At 65.7% G+C, this 14343-nt stretch carries 17 protein-coding genes, 1 tRNA gene and 2 rRNA genes; 10 read left to right on the top strand and 10 right to left on the bottom strand.

Features of this window, described 5'->3' with window-relative positions:
* The first annotated feature begins 181 nt into the window (after positions 1-181).
* The 4 genes from O6Y00_RS16465 to O6Y00_RS16450 are packed head-to-tail and all read left to right on the top strand — an operon-like array spanning position 182 to position 4632.
* Entirely contained in the window at positions 182-868 is a 687-nt protein-coding gene (locus O6Y00_RS16465) for an ABC transporter ATP-binding protein (protein ID WP_353443687.1), read from the top strand.
* Positions 858-3386, top strand: coding sequence for an FtsX-like permease family protein (locus O6Y00_RS16460; protein WP_353443686.1), 2529 nt, complete (start codon positions 858-860; stop codon positions 3384-3386). Before O6Y00_RS16465 ends, O6Y00_RS16460 begins: the two co-directional genes overlap by 11 nt.
* The gene (locus O6Y00_RS16455) at positions 3386-4471 is read left to right on the top strand and encodes a lipocalin-like domain-containing protein (protein WP_353443685.1); all 1086 of its coding nucleotides are present in this window, start codon (positions 3386-3388) and stop codon (positions 4469-4471) included. The genes O6Y00_RS16460 and O6Y00_RS16455 overlap by 1 nt, the downstream gene beginning before the upstream one ends.
* A gap of 14 nt (positions 4472-4485) precedes the next feature.
* Complete coding sequence (locus tag O6Y00_RS16450; RefSeq protein WP_353443684.1) at positions 4486-4632, top strand: hypothetical protein; 147 nt, start codon at positions 4486-4488, stop codon at positions 4630-4632.
* An 18-nt stretch (positions 4633-4650) separates the two neighbouring features.
* On the opposite strand, the gene O6Y00_RS16445 is transcribed toward O6Y00_RS16450, so the two are convergent.
* A complete protein-coding gene (locus O6Y00_RS16445) occupies positions 4651-4830 on the bottom strand; it encodes a hypothetical protein (RefSeq protein WP_353443683.1) in 180 nt (59 codons plus the stop codon).
* Positions 4831-4985: 155 nt separating this feature from the next.
* Between O6Y00_RS16445 and O6Y00_RS16440 the strand changes: the two genes are divergently transcribed.
* Together O6Y00_RS16440 and O6Y00_RS16435 are read left to right on the top strand one after the other, a co-directional pair.
* On the top strand, positions 4986-5297 hold the full coding sequence (locus O6Y00_RS16440) for a hypothetical protein (protein WP_353443682.1): 312 nt from the start codon (positions 4986-4988) through the stop codon (positions 5295-5297).
* A gap of 40 nt (positions 5298-5337) precedes the next feature.
* On the top strand, positions 5338-5919 hold the full coding sequence (locus O6Y00_RS16435) for a hypothetical protein (protein ID WP_353443681.1): 582 nt from the start codon (positions 5338-5340) through the stop codon (positions 5917-5919).
* 778 nt (positions 5920-6697) lie between these two features.
* Here the strand turns inward: O6Y00_RS16435 and O6Y00_RS16430 are convergent.
* The 6 genes from O6Y00_RS16430 to O6Y00_RS16405 form a co-directional block, all read right to left on the bottom strand.
* Positions 6698-7207 (bottom strand): hypothetical protein, encoded by a 510-nt coding sequence (locus tag O6Y00_RS16430; protein WP_353443680.1) that lies wholly within the window; start codon positions 7205-7207, stop codon positions 6698-6700.
* Positions 7208-7497: 290 nt separating this feature from the next.
* Positions 7498-7875: a hypothetical protein gene (locus tag O6Y00_RS16425; RefSeq protein ID WP_353443679.1), complete on the bottom strand. Its 378-nt coding sequence runs from the start codon at positions 7873-7875 to the stop codon at positions 7498-7500.
* 217 nt (positions 7876-8092) lie between these two features.
* On the bottom strand, positions 8093-9103 hold the full coding sequence (locus tag O6Y00_RS16420) for a hypothetical protein (RefSeq protein ID WP_353443678.1): 1011 nt from the start codon (positions 9101-9103) through the stop codon (positions 8093-8095).
* Between the two features lie 218 nt (positions 9104-9321).
* On the bottom strand, positions 9322-9633 hold the full coding sequence (locus tag O6Y00_RS16415) for a hypothetical protein (protein ID WP_353443677.1): 312 nt from the start codon (positions 9631-9633) through the stop codon (positions 9322-9324).
* A gap of 9 nt (positions 9634-9642) precedes the next feature.
* Positions 9643-10350, bottom strand: a complete 708-nt coding sequence (locus O6Y00_RS16410) for a hypothetical protein (protein ID WP_353443676.1) — start codon at positions 10348-10350, stop codon at positions 9643-9645.
* A 46-nt stretch (positions 10351-10396) separates the two neighbouring features.
* Positions 10397-10861, bottom strand: coding sequence for an HD domain-containing protein (locus tag O6Y00_RS16405; protein WP_353443675.1), 465 nt, complete (start codon positions 10859-10861; stop codon positions 10397-10399).
* Between the two features lie 727 nt (positions 10862-11588).
* Here O6Y00_RS16405 and O6Y00_RS16400 point away from each other — a divergent pair.
* The 4 genes from O6Y00_RS16400 to O6Y00_RS16385 all read left to right on the top strand — a co-directional run bounded on the left by O6Y00_RS16400 (position 11589) and on the right by O6Y00_RS16385 (position 13568).
* Positions 11589-12362, top strand: coding sequence for a hypothetical protein (locus O6Y00_RS16400; RefSeq protein WP_353443674.1), 774 nt, complete (start codon positions 11589-11591; stop codon positions 12360-12362).
* A 176-nt stretch (positions 12363-12538) separates the two neighbouring features.
* A complete protein-coding gene (locus tag O6Y00_RS16395; protein WP_353443673.1) occupies positions 12539-12847 on the top strand; it encodes a hypothetical protein in 309 nt (102 codons plus the stop codon).
* Positions 12848-13071: 224 nt separating this feature from the next.
* Complete coding sequence (locus O6Y00_RS16390; protein ID WP_353443672.1) at positions 13072-13236, top strand: hypothetical protein; 165 nt, start codon at positions 13072-13074, stop codon at positions 13234-13236.
* A gap of 53 nt (positions 13237-13289) precedes the next feature.
* The gene (locus tag O6Y00_RS16385; protein ID WP_353443671.1) at positions 13290-13568 is read left to right on the top strand and encodes a hypothetical protein; all 279 of its coding nucleotides are present in this window, start codon (positions 13290-13292) and stop codon (positions 13566-13568) included.
* Here the strand turns inward: O6Y00_RS16385 and O6Y00_RS16380 are convergent.
* The 3 genes from O6Y00_RS16380 to O6Y00_RS16370 all read right to left on the bottom strand — a co-directional run.
* Positions 13539-13615, bottom strand: a tRNA-Met gene (locus O6Y00_RS16380). The two genes, O6Y00_RS16385 and O6Y00_RS16380, sit on opposite strands and share 30 nt — an antisense overlap.
* A gap of 85 nt (positions 13616-13700) precedes the next feature.
* Positions 13701-13815: ribosomal RNA gene (gene rrf, locus O6Y00_RS16375) — 5S ribosomal RNA — on the bottom strand.
* A gap of 219 nt (positions 13816-14034) precedes the next feature.
* A 23S ribosomal RNA gene (locus tag O6Y00_RS16370) occupies positions 14035-14343 on the bottom strand; the annotation flags it as partial.

Below are 14343 nucleotides of genomic sequence, written 5' to 3'. Positions count from 1 at the left end.
TTAGCTGGCTTTCCAAGAAGAACCGCGTTTTGAAATGCAGATCGAGCCGGCGCGAGCATCGTCGTTATCGTACCCATTCACTCGACCCCACCCGGCTGTTCCAGCATTCTCGATACGGACGATCCACAGACCGCCCAACGACGGCCTTGCAGCGCCATCCAACCTCCGGCACGGGTTCAGCATGAGTGAGACCGTCCCTCTGCTGGTCGTCCGCGGGCTTGGCAAATCGGTGCCGGGGCCACGCAGGCTGTTCCATGGCCTCGATCTCGAAGTCCGCGCCGGGGAACTGATCGCGATCGTGGGAGAATCCGGCGTCGGCAAATCGACGCTGCTCAACATCCTTGCGGGGCTCGACGACGCCGACGAGGGCAGCGTCGGCATCGACGGTACGCTTCTAGCCACGCTCGACGAAACCGGCCGGACCCGGCTGCGTCGCGAACGGATCGGCTTCGTGTTCCAGGCGTTCCACATCCTGCCGTATCTGACGCTGCGCCAGAACGTCGCTCTCCCGCTTGCCCTCGTATCGCCGGACCACGCCGTGGCCGAGGCGCGTGCAGAGGCGATGTTGGACCTGGTCGGCCTGGCCGGGCGCGGCGATGGCTATGCCCGCGACTTGTCCGGCGGCGAACTGCAGCGCGTTGCGATCGCTCGCGCGCTGGTGCACCGTCCCGCGCTGATCCTGGCCGACGAGCCCACCGGCAATCTCGATCGCGACACCGCCGCCCGCGTGCTGTCGCTGTTTGCAGACGCCGTGCGCGGTAACGGTGCGGCGGGCATCATGGTCACGCATTCGGACGCGAGCGCCGCAATCGCCGACCGCGTCCTGACCTTGACGGGCGACGGGCTGGTGGAGCGCCGTGACCGCTGAGCCCGGCCTGTGGTCCGGACGGACGGCACTAGCGTGGCTGATCGGCGGCGAGTGGCGGTTCCATCCGGCGCGCTTCGCCACGACCGCGATCGCGATCGCGGTCGGCGTGGCGCTCGGCTTCGCGGTCCACCTCGTCAACGGGTCGGCGCTCGCGTCGTTCGATGGCGCAATGCGCGGCGTCAGCGGCGCGGCGGAACTGTCGGTGCGAGCAGCGAGCCCGCTCGGCTTCGACGAACGCCTGTATCCGCGCGTGGTGCGCGCCGCTGGCGTCGCCGACGCCAGCCCGGTCGTCCGCCTCGACGCTCGCATCGGCAAGACCCCGCTGACGTTGCTCGGCATCGACGTGATCCGAGCCGCGTCGGTGACGCCGTCGCTGATCGGCATCCGGCCTAGCGGCCCCGACTCGGGTAACGACGCGGTGTTCGACGAGGCCGCGCTGTTCCTGTCGCGCGCGGCGCTGGCACAGACAGGCGCTAAACTCGGGACGGAGCGCACGATCGTCGCGAACGGTCGAACCGTACGCCTCAGAATCGCGGGCACCCTGCCGGCGATCGACGATGCCGTCGCGGTTGGCGTCATGGACATCGCCGCGGCGCAGTGGCGCTTCGGACGGCTGGGCCGCATCGACCGGCTCGATCTGTCGCTGTCGGACCGCGACACGGCGGATGCGGCGCTGCGCGCCATGCTCCCAGCCGACGCGATTCTGTCGACGGCCGAGACGCAGAACGCGCAGGGCGATGCCCTGTCGCGCGCGTACCGCGTGAACCTCGACATGCTGGCGCTGGTGGCACTGCTGACCGGCGGTTTCCTGGTGTATTCCGCACAGTCGCTCTCGGTGGTGCGACGGCAGCGTGCGTTCGCGTTGCTCAGGACGCTCGGCATGCCGCGCACCGGCGTCGTCGCGGCGGTCGTCGTCGAAGGGCTGGTCATCGGCGTGGTCGGCGCCGCTGCTGGCCTTGCCGCCGGCTATGCGCTGGCCTGGGCGGCGCTGCACTGGTTCGGCGGCGATCTGGGGGCCGGTTATTTTACCGGCGGAAACACACGTGTCGTTTTCCAGCCCAGCGCCGCGTTCGGGTTCTTCGCGCTCGGCCTGCTCGCCGCGGTGCTCGGGAGCGCGCTGCCCGCAAGGCTGGCCGCGCGCGCGGCCCCCGCCGCGGCGCTCAAGAACGCTGGCGACATGCTCGATCCCCGGAAGCCGTCGCCATGGTGGCCAGCGGTCGCCCTACTGCTCGTCGGCGGCGCGGCCTCGCTGCTTCCACCGATCGCTGGCCTGCCGTTGTTCGGCTTTGCCGGCATGGCGCTGATGCTTGCGGGTGGTGTCGCTGGCGTGCCTTGGTTCGCGCGCGCGCTCCTCAAGCCGCTGGCGAGGCGAACGCGCGGGAGCGTGCCCGGCCAACTTGCGATCCGCCATCTGTACGGCGCCCCGGGCGAAGCCGCGACGGCATTGTGCGGCATCGTCGCCTCAACCGCGCTGATGATCGCGATGGCGACGATGGTCACCAGCTTTCGCGGCGCGGTCGACACATGGCTGGGCCAGGTGCTGGGCGCGGACCTCTATCTGCGCACCACCGCCGGCGCGAGCTTCGATCCCGCGACCCGCACCCGACTCGCTGCGACGCCGGGCGTCGCCGACCTCGCGTTCAGCCGCCAGATCCCCCTGACAGTCGATGCCGCCCGTCCCCCGATCAGCCTGATCGCCCGGCCCGAACGCGGCGGCCGCGACCCCCTGCTGGTTCTGATCGACCGCGCACCGACGCTGCCGGCGGATACGCTGCCGGTCTGGGTATCGGAACCCGCCCACCGACTCTACGACTGGGATCCGGGCGAGACGATCACGCTGCCCATCGCCGGCCGCACCGCCTTCACGATCGCCGGCGTTTGGCGCGACTACGGGCGGCAGGCCGGCGCGGTGCTGATCGACGAAGGCGATTATCAGCGGCTTACCGGCGACGAGGGACGCAACGAGGTCTCCGCGATGATCGTGCACGGCCAGGACCCCGCCCGCGTTGCCGAGGCGTTGCGGGCGCGGCTTCCGGTCGACCTGCGCGATCAGGTCGAGATCGGCCAGCCGGCGACGCTGCGTCGGCTCGCGCTCACGCTCTTCGACCGCAGCTTCGCGGTGACATACCTGCTGGAGGCGGTGGCCATAGTCATCGGGCTTGTTGGCGTCGCCGCGACCATGTCGGCGCAGACGATAGCGCGCGAACGTGAATTCGGGATGCTGCGCCATCTTGGCCTGACGCGCGCGCAACTGACGCGGATGCTAGGTGTCGAGGGCGCGATCATCGGGCTAACCGGCGCACTCGCGGGGATCGGGCTCGGTCTCGTCCTGTCGCAGGTCCTGATCCACGTCATCAATCCGCAGTCGTTCAACTGGACGATGAGCACGCGGATCCCGTACGGTACGTTGCTCGGCGTGGCGGCGGCATTAACTGCGTCAGCCGCCGCTACCGCAGTCCTCGCCGGGCGGCGCGCGACCGCGAAGAGCGCCGTGCGCTCGGTACGGGAGGATTGGTGATGCTGCGTCGATCACAGATGCTGTGGCGGTCACAGATGCTCGGCTGGCTGGCGACGATCGCGATCGCCGCGCCCGCCGCGACCCCCTATCCCGCGGTGCACCCGGGGATGACGCTTCGTTTCCCCGTCGACCACGGCGCGCATCCGGCGTTCCGCACCGAATGGTGGTACGTCACCGGCTGGCTGCGCACGGCAACCGGCGAGAACCTCGGCTTTCAGGTCACCTTCTTCCGCACCCGCCCGCCGATCGACGCGCGCAACCCGAGCCGCTTCACCGCGACGCAAGTGCTGTTCGCACATGCCGCTCTGTCCGATGCCGCCAAGGGTACGCTGCTGCACGGCGAACGCGCCGCGCGGCAAGGCTTTGGCCTCGCAGGCGCACGGACCGGCGACGCGGACGTCGCGATCCGAGACTGGCGACTGCGGCGGTCTCCCGGTGGATCCTGGGCGACGCAGGTGACGACGCAGGATTTCGCACTGGCGCTCAACTTCCGTTCGACGCAACCGCCGCTACCCCAGGGTCAGGGCGGCTACAGTCGCAAGGGGCCACGTCCGGACCAGGCAAGCTATTACTATTCGCTCCCCCATCTCACGGTCGGTGGTCGGGTACGGCGGGGCGGCCGAACCATCGCTGTCACCGGCGAAGCTTGGCTCGATCGCGAATGGTCGTCCGACTATCTGGCACCCGATGCGCAGGGCTGGGACTGGACCGGGCTGAACCTCGACGACGGATCCGCGCTGATGGCATTCCGCATTCGCCGCAAGGGTGGCGGTACGCTGTGGGCGGGTGGATCGCTCCGCCGACCGAACGGCACGACGGTCGTTTTCGCGCCCCACGACGTCGCTTTCCGCACGCTCGCGACCTGGCGGAGCACGGCGACCGGCGCGACCTATCCGGTGTCGCAGGAACTTCGCGTCCGCATCGACGGCCGCATCGAACGCTGGCGCCTGACACCGATGTTCGCCGCCCAGGAACTCGACACGCGGCGCAGCGGCATGCCGGTCTATTGGGAAGGCGCGGTACGCACCCGCGGCGGCCGGGGGTATCTGGAACTCACGGGCTATGACCGGCCGCTGAGGATGTGACGTCTACCGGCGAGATGAAGGATTCACGTACCGCCGTCCACGCCGATGCAGCTCGCGGCTCGATTGGCGCCGCCCGCAACGCCGCCGGCAACGCGGTCGGATTTGATTTGCCCAGCACGTCCGCCCCGGAAGGCGAAAGTGACAATCTGGATCTGCCGTAGACCGCCAACTGCTCCAACTCATACAGAAACACTTAAATCCGCTATGAAACGACGCACGAAGCGCTCGAACAGCAACTCGACCACCGCATCGCCACCGAAACGCAGGCGCTGATCGACGGCGGCGACGACGGCGCGCACGGTGTCACCACGGCGATCCGGCGACGCGAAGCCGCGCGCAGCGCGGCCAGCCTCGACCACCGACTCGTCGATGCAGCTGGTCGCACGCTAGCCGCGACGTCACCGCCAACGCGGCCTTCGAGCATGCTGTCCAACGCAGCGGATTGGCCTTAACGCCGCTCAGTCCTAGCGTCTGGCACGTCGGTCGATCGGCGTGCCTGAACGAGGAGCCGCTGATGACCTCTTGCACCAAGCTGATCCCGCTGGGCGCGGTGCCGGCGATGCCCATGTGGAGTTTGCCACGCGCCGAGATGGTCACCGTTCGTTTCGGCGGCAACCACGACCGGGACGCTTGCGGCTCTCTGGCCCGACCGGGCGGACCGAATGCGTCCGGCGACGGGATCCTGTCGCTCCGCGCCGCCCCCGCAATCCGATATGGCAAACTGCTGCGCCTGACTGCGTGGAATGAGTTGGTCCCTTGCACGTCCAAAGGCGAGTGGGCCATTCTCGTTGAGGTGGGTAGCGTTCCCTTCCCTGCTAGTGATTGAGGCTGATCCCGTGACCACCGGTGGAGCAAGAGGATGGGGCGTGCAATCGCCATGGCTGCTGCCAGTCGCGCTGGCATTGTCCGGCTGCCACGGCAAGCCCGCGCCACCGGTCGATACACGCCCTGAATGGACGGGCGCGGCGATCGACGGCATCGCCCCGCTGATGTCGCCGCGGCAGGTGGAAGCGGCGCTTCGGCAGCACGGATATGTCCAGGTTCCCTGTACGAGCGAGCACATGCTGCTGGTCGATCCGCTCAACCACGGCGATGAGCCGCCGTGTTACGAAGCGCCCGACAGGCCGATGCGGATCAGCCTGTTCTTCCTCGACCTCATCGAAGGTCGCAGGTTGGCGGTGGTGAACTTCGGCAATCGCTGGGAGAAGGATGAGTCGCCCGCCACCCTGCTTGCGGTCGGCGGCGCGCTCGCCCGTCAGCTTCGCTCCCGCTTCGGCCCTCCGTTCATGTCCAGCGAAAACCCGAATTTTCGAACCTTCTATTGGCGGCGCCCGGGGGGACAGGCATCGCTTCCAGACACGCTGAGCACGACCGTTGGCCGGCACTTCGGCCGCAACGTGACCATGACCAGCATGTGGGCCTATGGCCAGCAGCGACCGCAGCCGTGAGCGTCCGGATCGACGCCGGATCACGCAATTGCAGCGGAGGCGCGCTACAAAGCTTTGTTTTCGCCGTGACCCTTTAGTCATGTAACGATCTAGCGCCCTCGGTCACCCGGCTTACTCGCCAATGCCGCATGGTTCGGTGATCAGGACGCAGGCGAGACGTCCGGTATTTTGCCATCCTGGCATCGCGCGACCAGCGTCAGGTGGCGCGCCGCGCTCGATCACGGCAGTCGCGCATCCCTACCGGACCCGGCGGGTGAAGCTGACGCAGGATCGGCACTCCGGTGCCGCGAGCCTCGCTGGCAACTTGCCCATGGCTCATAGCTCGCCAATGCGGCCGACCGGCGAGCGGTTCCTCCATCGCGAAGTAACTTCAGAGCGCCGTGGCAGATGCCTCGCACCATTGATCGGTCGCCGACCGCAACGGTTAATAGCCGTCCGCGCCGCAATACGATCAAATGGTTGCCGTGAACTTTGACGATCCCGCCCTCGTCGACATCGCTTCCTGGATGTTGGCTATGCCGGGTTGCGCGCGTTCGGCAGCAGGTGCGGGCGCCATCGGCGGCACAGGCGTGGCCTCGTCGACATCGGGCTATACTATTTGGGCTCGGAGCGTGGATGCAGGCGCCGGTATGCGGCCCGGCGGACCGAAAACGCGCGTAGTTCTACATCGCTGCCGAACGCCTGCATCTGCGGCTTGGCCGTGGCGGGCAACGCTTCCCCCCGCAGCAGCCGGCCACCACCAAAGCCAAGCCGATCGGGAGCATGCGCAAGACCACCATCAGGCGATCGCCAGCGCGATTATTGCGACTTTGCCAACGCCGATCATGGTCACAAACGTCCATGCGGTTCGCGGGAAACGGTCGAATGCAGCATGCACCGACAGCGATCCGGGCGCCGTACGGAGACACAGCGTCAGCACGACCCCCGCCCAGACGGCCGACGTGGCGATCACAGGCCAGCACCATTCGAGAGGCATGTTGAGATACGTGATCTGGAGCACCATCGGAGTTGCGATCACGAGCATCACTGCGGTCGTACGTCCCATCCGGACCCTCGGCGCGACATCCGGCGGGCGACGCTGTAGCAGCAGCCATAGTACCGGAGCCATCATCAGTAGCGCGATAACCATCGCGCCGAGCACGCCGAAACCGTGCGGGTCTATGCTGTGATAGGGATCGCCGGGCGGTGTAACCTCAAGCTGCAGCGCAGCCATGCACGACCATGGGCGTGCAAGGTACGCCGCAACCGTCAGCAGCCAGATTGCGATGGTGGAAAGGCGCTCATTCACGCGTCCAGCCTAGCAGCAGCGAGGGCATTGGCAATCGCTTGGTCGGAGGGCAAAGTCTTCAGCTGGAGCCACCAAATCGGCAGCAGGATATACCCCCTGGAGGTGAGGAAGGTGAAGACCGATCGGCTCTGACACCGCCACGATCCCAAACGGTCATTCCTTGCCGATGTGCAGCTACGGGGCCCGGTCGTCACCCAAGTTCGATTCTACCGCTTTGACCGTGCACTTCCGACAAGGCAGCGCAGGGCGTTCATCTTAGCAGCCGGGCAGCAAGCGCCCCTGTCAGTACCTTACGACGTTTTATCTACCATTGCGCGGAGGTCGGGCACGTATTCAGCCTGCAGTACGTCGCCGCCATCGGGATAGACGATCACGATGTCCCAGACGCCGATAATACCAGCCAGCAACCGATCGATCGTGACCGGATGAACGAGATGCGCCGGCACCTGGGCCATCGCCTCCCTGCTCTCGCTGATCGTCACGCACATACGATCGGGAACCGGCGACTTCGTGATGTAGAGCTCGAGCCGGGCACCGTTATCGTTCGCCACCACGAACAGCGGCGAGCGAACTAAGACCGGCAGCACTCCGCTCAAATCGCGGCCGTCCGCACGAGCCTCCGCAAAGGCGATCTTTAATGGCGTGGCAACGCCGTTCATCGATGTCACGTATCACCCTCCTGTCCTGTAAAAACCTATGCGACCGGCGGCGAATGTAAAGACTTGCTGCCCTTCCGTCGTACGACCAGCCCTAACGCGCACGGGAAGCCAGGATTGCCGAATATCAGGGCGGAAAGACGTGAGACGGCATGTTCTCCTGAATTGCGTTCTGCAGGCCCCGGCTGCACGGCTTAGCAAGCTCTATACGAAGTGACTCCAGCGCAGATTAGGTGCCGAGCCTGCGTTCGCCCAGCCGCGCTCCCCACCACGTCAGCGCTGACACGAGGGTGACCGACGCGGCGATGATTGCCAACACCATGTCGGTTATCGGGTCAGGGTAAGGGTCACGGCCGTTCAGCTGTCGCCGCTCCAGCACGACGGCGCCGGGCGCCAGCTGAAAGCCGGCCGCGCGCAACCGCCCCGCGGTCCAAGCGTCGATCGGCACCGGCATGCCTTCGCGCGGACCGGGTGGGTCAACCATGTTCCAGATGGCCCGATCGTATTGAGGTGAAATCGAGCTCATCTCGACAATCGCGACGGGCCCCGATGCCGCCCCCCCTACCGGTAGCAGCGGATAGTATACGTCCTGGTGCGTGACCCGGCGGACGGTGTAGGCATGGGTCCACTCGCGTGAGCGGTCGGCAACGGCGCCAGCCACCCGGACGGCGGCGGGGAGAGCCCCAGGCGTGTCCGCCAGCTGGGCATAGCCGACCTCCGTCAAGGGCGCGTGCGGCGACGTCGCATCGTACCACCCCTTCCCAGCAAAGATGACGAGCGCGGCTGCGCCCACTACTGTAAGCCATTTTGCGACCCGCCGCCTCCGGCGGAAGATTGCGCGAACGCCGCCTTCCTCCTCGATACGCGGGCCCCATCGCGCATCGAACGATTGCCGTATCCCCAGAAGGACCGGCGTGTCGACGCCAATGCGCACGACCCGTGCGACCAAGGCGGGCAGGAACGCCAGCGGCAACAACGGTATGGTCAACCAGATCGCACTGTTGAAACCGAAGACGTCAAGCTGCCACGTCGCCGCCCAGCCGAACGGCCCCCACGCTGAAAAAAAGCCCATCCCCAACAGCACCGGCACCATCACCGACCAGAGCGCGGCCCCGATCTCGCCCAGTCGCCGGCGCCGTAGCCAGACCGCGTCGATGCCCGGATCACCCTGCCGAAGCACCGGGCGCGGGCCGGTAAACGCCGCGTCGAAGCGCCGCCACGGCGGCGACGCCGTCACCATCGCCCGACCGGCCTAGCCGCGGCAGGCTGGATTTTCTTTCTTGCGGCGGAAAGAGGTGACGGCATTGAAATGACGCGTCCATTCACGGCGATGTGCCTTTCGGTTGCCTGGAGGATCCTCGGTAGATGGTTGCCAACAGTTGCAACATCCTTCGCAGCACGTTCTGTTGCTACAGGGATAGCGCGGCCCTAGCAGAACGAGAGTTGCGGATCCCCCTTCTAGCCTCTGCGCCGCGTCCAGTGCAGCGCCACCCAGCTAGCGGGCATGCCGAGTACCAGCATCCAGAAGGCGGCGAACATGCCGAGCATCAGGTACACCACAACCGCCATGCCGCTCGCATCCATCTCACCGGGCGGGGCGGGGCCGATGCTGGCAACACCGAGTCCCGCGATCACCATTGCGCAGACTGGAAGCGGCAGGTTGGTCAGCACGACGATCTTCATCGTCCGCCAATCCGGTCGCACGGTCCGCACCAGCAGCGCAAGGACCGCCATCAGCAGCGGGTAGGCGATGAAGCTCAGAACGAGCATGACAGCTTTCTACCCACCGGAACGGCGATTGTCGGCGCCAACCTCTCGTTCCATCTGCTTGATGATGTGTGCAACCAGCGGCCTGATCGCGGCTGGCAGGCGCGCGTCCATGGTGTCCAAGTCATGGTCCTGATCCGCGGCGAGGATTGCGACGCCGTCGATCGGCAGCGCGCCAGGTGCAAGATGCCCACGGGTACCAGTGCCGCTCGCCTTTGCCGGGGTGGTGAACAGGACCTCGTAATCGCCACGCCGTGCGATGCGATCGGCGGGGGGCACGCCGCGCGGAAATGAGTTAGAGCTTCCCTCACCCTCGATCTCCGAAACGAACTTGGCGGCCACTGGGAACAGCCGCGCGGCAAAGGCCGCCACCTCGAACCGGCCGGATGTCGACCCGAACGATGTCGATCGGATGACTGCCAATCCGACATAGTGCGACTTGCCACTGTGCACCGCCCAGGCATCCGGAGCAGGCGCCACCGTCAGCGTCGATCCGTTGGAGCCGTAGCGACCGAAGCAGCGCCAGCCGCGCGGTGCGATCACGCCGGTGCCGTCCTCCATGGCGTAATAGGCCAGCCTTGCGGCATCGTTGCCCAATACGGTGGGCGTTGGGCGGGACTTAGGGGAGCGCAGCGGCCCCTGCTGCCCGTCGGAGGGGCAGCCGACAAACGGCAGATTGCCGGCAATTGCAGAGCCCGACCAGAAACCCAGGACCGACACTACGAGAGAAAGGGCCGCGATCGGCCACGATCGGTTCGGTCGGGGGTCACGCAAGTGCCCGTTCCAGCCTCGACCACATAGCAGGCGGCACGCACGGCCGGACCACCGCTTCGAATTCATCCGCTTCACGCCGGTATCGCGCGCGATGCTCGCTTCCTGCCGGTGCCGCCTCCACGTTCGCGATCCGGTCCGCCAGCTTCACCGCCGCGGCTGCCGGGCAGGCCTTCAGTCCCCCGTAGATCCGCGCGTTCCGAACCTCGCGAGTCGGTCCGATCCCGCTGACGGCATCGACCATCGCCGCCACCGCATCGCCAAAGAGCGACCGAATCTCGGCCAGCTCGATCGGCGTATCCTCGACCACATCGTGCAGCCACCCCGCCTGACAATACTCCTCACCGAAGCCAAAATCGTCCAGCACCTGAACGACCGCCGCCAGATGGGTCTCGTAAGGCTTGCCGCCGTACAGCTGCCCGGCGTGAGCGGCGATGGCGAAAGAGCGGGCGTCCTCCATAGCATCAGCCTACCCGATCGCGCGGCACCTGCAAGCCGCATGTGCCGGAACATCCACCCGCCCACCCCGTTTCGCCCAGATGACAAGCCGGTCCAAGATCGCCAGAGCGCTGCTGATCGCCGCTGCTGCGGTAGGCTGTACATCTTGTCGATCCCATTCCTCCTGCCGTTCGAGGCGATAGCCGAAAAGCGCACAGCGCGGCGCAAGCACGCTTTGGTCGCGACTTGGCCATGCGGTTGGTGCGTCGCCCCGCTTGGGCCGGAGGCGTTGGTTCGCGCCGACGCGCTCTTCGCTGCATACGCGAATGAGGCATTCGCAGAGTTCGCCCCTTCTAAAACGTTCGCAAAATTTGACGCCTCGGGCTCGCATCATCCAGAACCTGCACGCCTGCTGTCCGCGATGCGACGCCGGCCATCGATACGACAAGCCTTCAAACCGCTTCGGCGACGACGCCGTTGCCACGACGGTCGTCACCGACCGGCACGTGCGTTACGCCGCCGAGCGCGATGGTGATGAACTATGCCGCGAGATGGTGGAACATGGAGTGTCGGCGTCGGGCGAAGGTGGAACCTCGCCGGCCTAGGGCGATTGATAGGCTGCAACGGGTGGAGGTACGATCTTGGGGTGGCGAAAGCTGTTCGGTATGGAAAGGCCGGGTGAAACCGCTTCGCCGAGCTTTTCCGCACCTGAAGAAGCGGGCGCCGGGTTCGCCGTCGATCGCGACAGGATGTTCGATCTCGGCTTGACCAGCCGCTTGCATCAGCTGTTCGAGGTTCCCCGCGGCGGCCGCGACAGGGCCTGGAACGCCGCATTCTTCGCCAGCGCCTGGAACGCATCGATGGAGATCGGCGACCCGCCTTTCTTCGAAGGACCGGATGGCTTCGTCTACGGCCGCTTCCAGTTGCCCCATCCCGGCACGCCGTTCGACAGCAACGCGCTCGCCAACCAAGCGCAGCTGCTGGTCGAGCGGGGGTTCGGCGCCGCCATCTTCGCCTCGCCGGACGCGAACGAGCCGGAATACGTGCTGTCGATGGGCGTGATCGACTCGCTGCTGCGCTTTGATGGGTGGGACGGCGACCCGCTCGACCGGCAGGACGTGGCGGACGCCGTCGATCCCGTGTTCGTGCAGGATGCCACCGACCCGGGCAGACTGGTCGCGACCCGCGATCACGAGGTGCTGATCGGCAGGCCTACCGCTGCGATCCTCCCGCCTCACACCGCGCGCGCCCTCCACCATCATCTGACCCGCGGGTGGGGGATCACGGATCCGCGAATCGCCCTGCTGGTCGATCCAAGCGCGGCGGCGCCCCGCTCGCTCATGATCGATCGTCGGCGGGAAGACTTTCCGGACGCGACCCAGATCGAGCCGCAGGTCAGGATGCTCCTCTGGTATCTACCACCGCACATCGCTGTGGTGTTGCGTCCCGAAACGGTTGATCTCGCCGAGATGACGCCCCTCGACGCGCTATTTTCTCCGAACCAGCCCGAGATTTCCGCATGATAGGACATGCGCGAGCGAGGCGCCGACGTGGATTCGGAATGACCGCTGCAGCACTGTGTCTCGCAGCACGGCATGCGCAGGCACGGGTGCTTGCGGCGGGACGGGCTGTGGCCGAACGACGTCGACGTCACACCCGCGCCCTGGCCCAGCGAGTGCGATACGGGAGGGCGGATGGCTTGGGCGTTCTGCGGGCGGGAACCGGCGAGCCCCACTTCTTCTTTGTCGGGCGGATGCGACGCAGGATGCCGGCCCATGCGCTACTGATGCTGCGGAGCGGCAACAGGATGGTCCCCGCGGGTTTCGATGCGGCGCTGCACGCTATCTCGCAGGATTGCCTGCATACCGAACAGGATGATCTCGTCTTCAAGGACGCCGAGGCCGCAGCCCGTGCCACGGCCGACCGCTTCCGCGGAGCGAGTAACCCCGCCTCGGCTGCCCAATACGAACGATTGGCGCGACGGATCGTCGATCGGCGCCTTGAATAGCATGAAGAACCAAATGATCGTGATCGCCTGAACAGAGAGGCTTTACCGTTCGGATGGTTATGAACGAGCGGCTGGTCTCCGTTGATCGTCGCTCGAAAGCAGCCGGTTCGTTCTCCACCAGTAGGAACAGCGGTAGATCAGCAGACGGTGGCCTGCCGATGCCTTCTCGTAACTAGGTGGGACGGTTGGAGTCGGGGCGATGCCGTGCTGCCCAAGTGGCGTAGATGCTGTCGCATCCGCCCTCCCCGCTCCACGATCTCGCGCTGGGCCTCGCGCGTCTGCTGGCGCGCGACCGGCACGCCATCCTCAAAGGCGTGGATGGGATAGTGTTTGTGGCGAAAATGAAAATCTGGCCCGAGCGGCGCAAGATCCTGCTCGCCCAACAGTAAGTCACACAGATGGTTTCCCGCAGCCTGGGCTGCTTATTCTGGACCTGGGCCGCGTGTATCGGGAGAAGGTTGAACAGCTAACTGCACCGTCCCAGGACGAAGCGCTAAAGGCGCGGGCGTTCGAACGGTTGCGGGCGTTCGAACGGTTGCGGGCGCTCATCGATGCGGTGGTGCTGACGCCGGAGGACGGTAATCTCGCTATCGATCTGCACGGCGAGCTTGCCTCGATGCTGTCGCTCTGTGCCGATCAGAAACGCAAAAAGCCTCCGCGGGTGTTCCCTTGGAGGCGTTGCAGATTAAGATGGTTGCGGGGACAGGATTTGAACCTGTGACCTTCAGGTTATGAGCCTGACGAGCTACCGGGCTGCTCCACCCCGCGACGGCACGGCTAGCGTGCGTTGGGTAGAAGAAATTGTGAATGGGTTTGTGATATAGTGCGTGATGCATGTTGCACGGGCTTCAATGCCTGGCGACGACCTACTCTTCCATCGCTTGAGCGATAGTACCATTGGCGCAGTCGGGTTTCACGGCCGAGTTCGGAATGGGATCGGGTGGGACACCGACGCTATAGCCACCAGGCAATGGAGCCAGTGCGACATGCGTGCGCGTAATATCTGGGTCCCCGCCGCGGCTTTCGCGTTGGCGGGGTTTTAAAATCGATACCGTGCAAGGTTAGTGGTATTTTGTGACCAATCCCTCGACGGCGAGGGGATTGGCAATCTGGCGTCGTCTTAATCATCCGCACGCATCGTTTGTCGCTACTGGTGACCCAGTGTTGTCATTGATGGTGTGAGACTCTCAAGCGCGAATAGAGCAATTAGTATCGGTTAGCTCCATGCGTTACCGCACTTCTACATCCGATCTATCAACGTCGTGGTCTCCGACGGCTCTATGAAATCTTATCTCGAGGGAGGCTTCCCGCTTAGATGCTTTCAGCGGTTATCCCGTCCATACATAGCTACCCAGCTGCGCTCCTGGCGGAACGACTGGTACACCAGAGGTATGTTCAACCCGGTCCTCTCGTACTAGGGTCAACTCCTCTCAAATTTCGACGCCCACGGCAGATAGGGACCAAACTGTCTCGCGACGTTCTGAACCCAGCTCACG

This window comes from Sphingomonas faeni (genome assembly GCF_040407565.1).
In the GTDB taxonomy this organism is placed as follows: Bacteria; Pseudomonadota; Alphaproteobacteria; order Sphingomonadales; family Sphingomonadaceae; genus Sphingomonas; species Sphingomonas faeni_F.
Note: the sequence above shows the minus strand (reverse complement) of the source record. Positions and strands in the feature narration are given on the sequence as shown.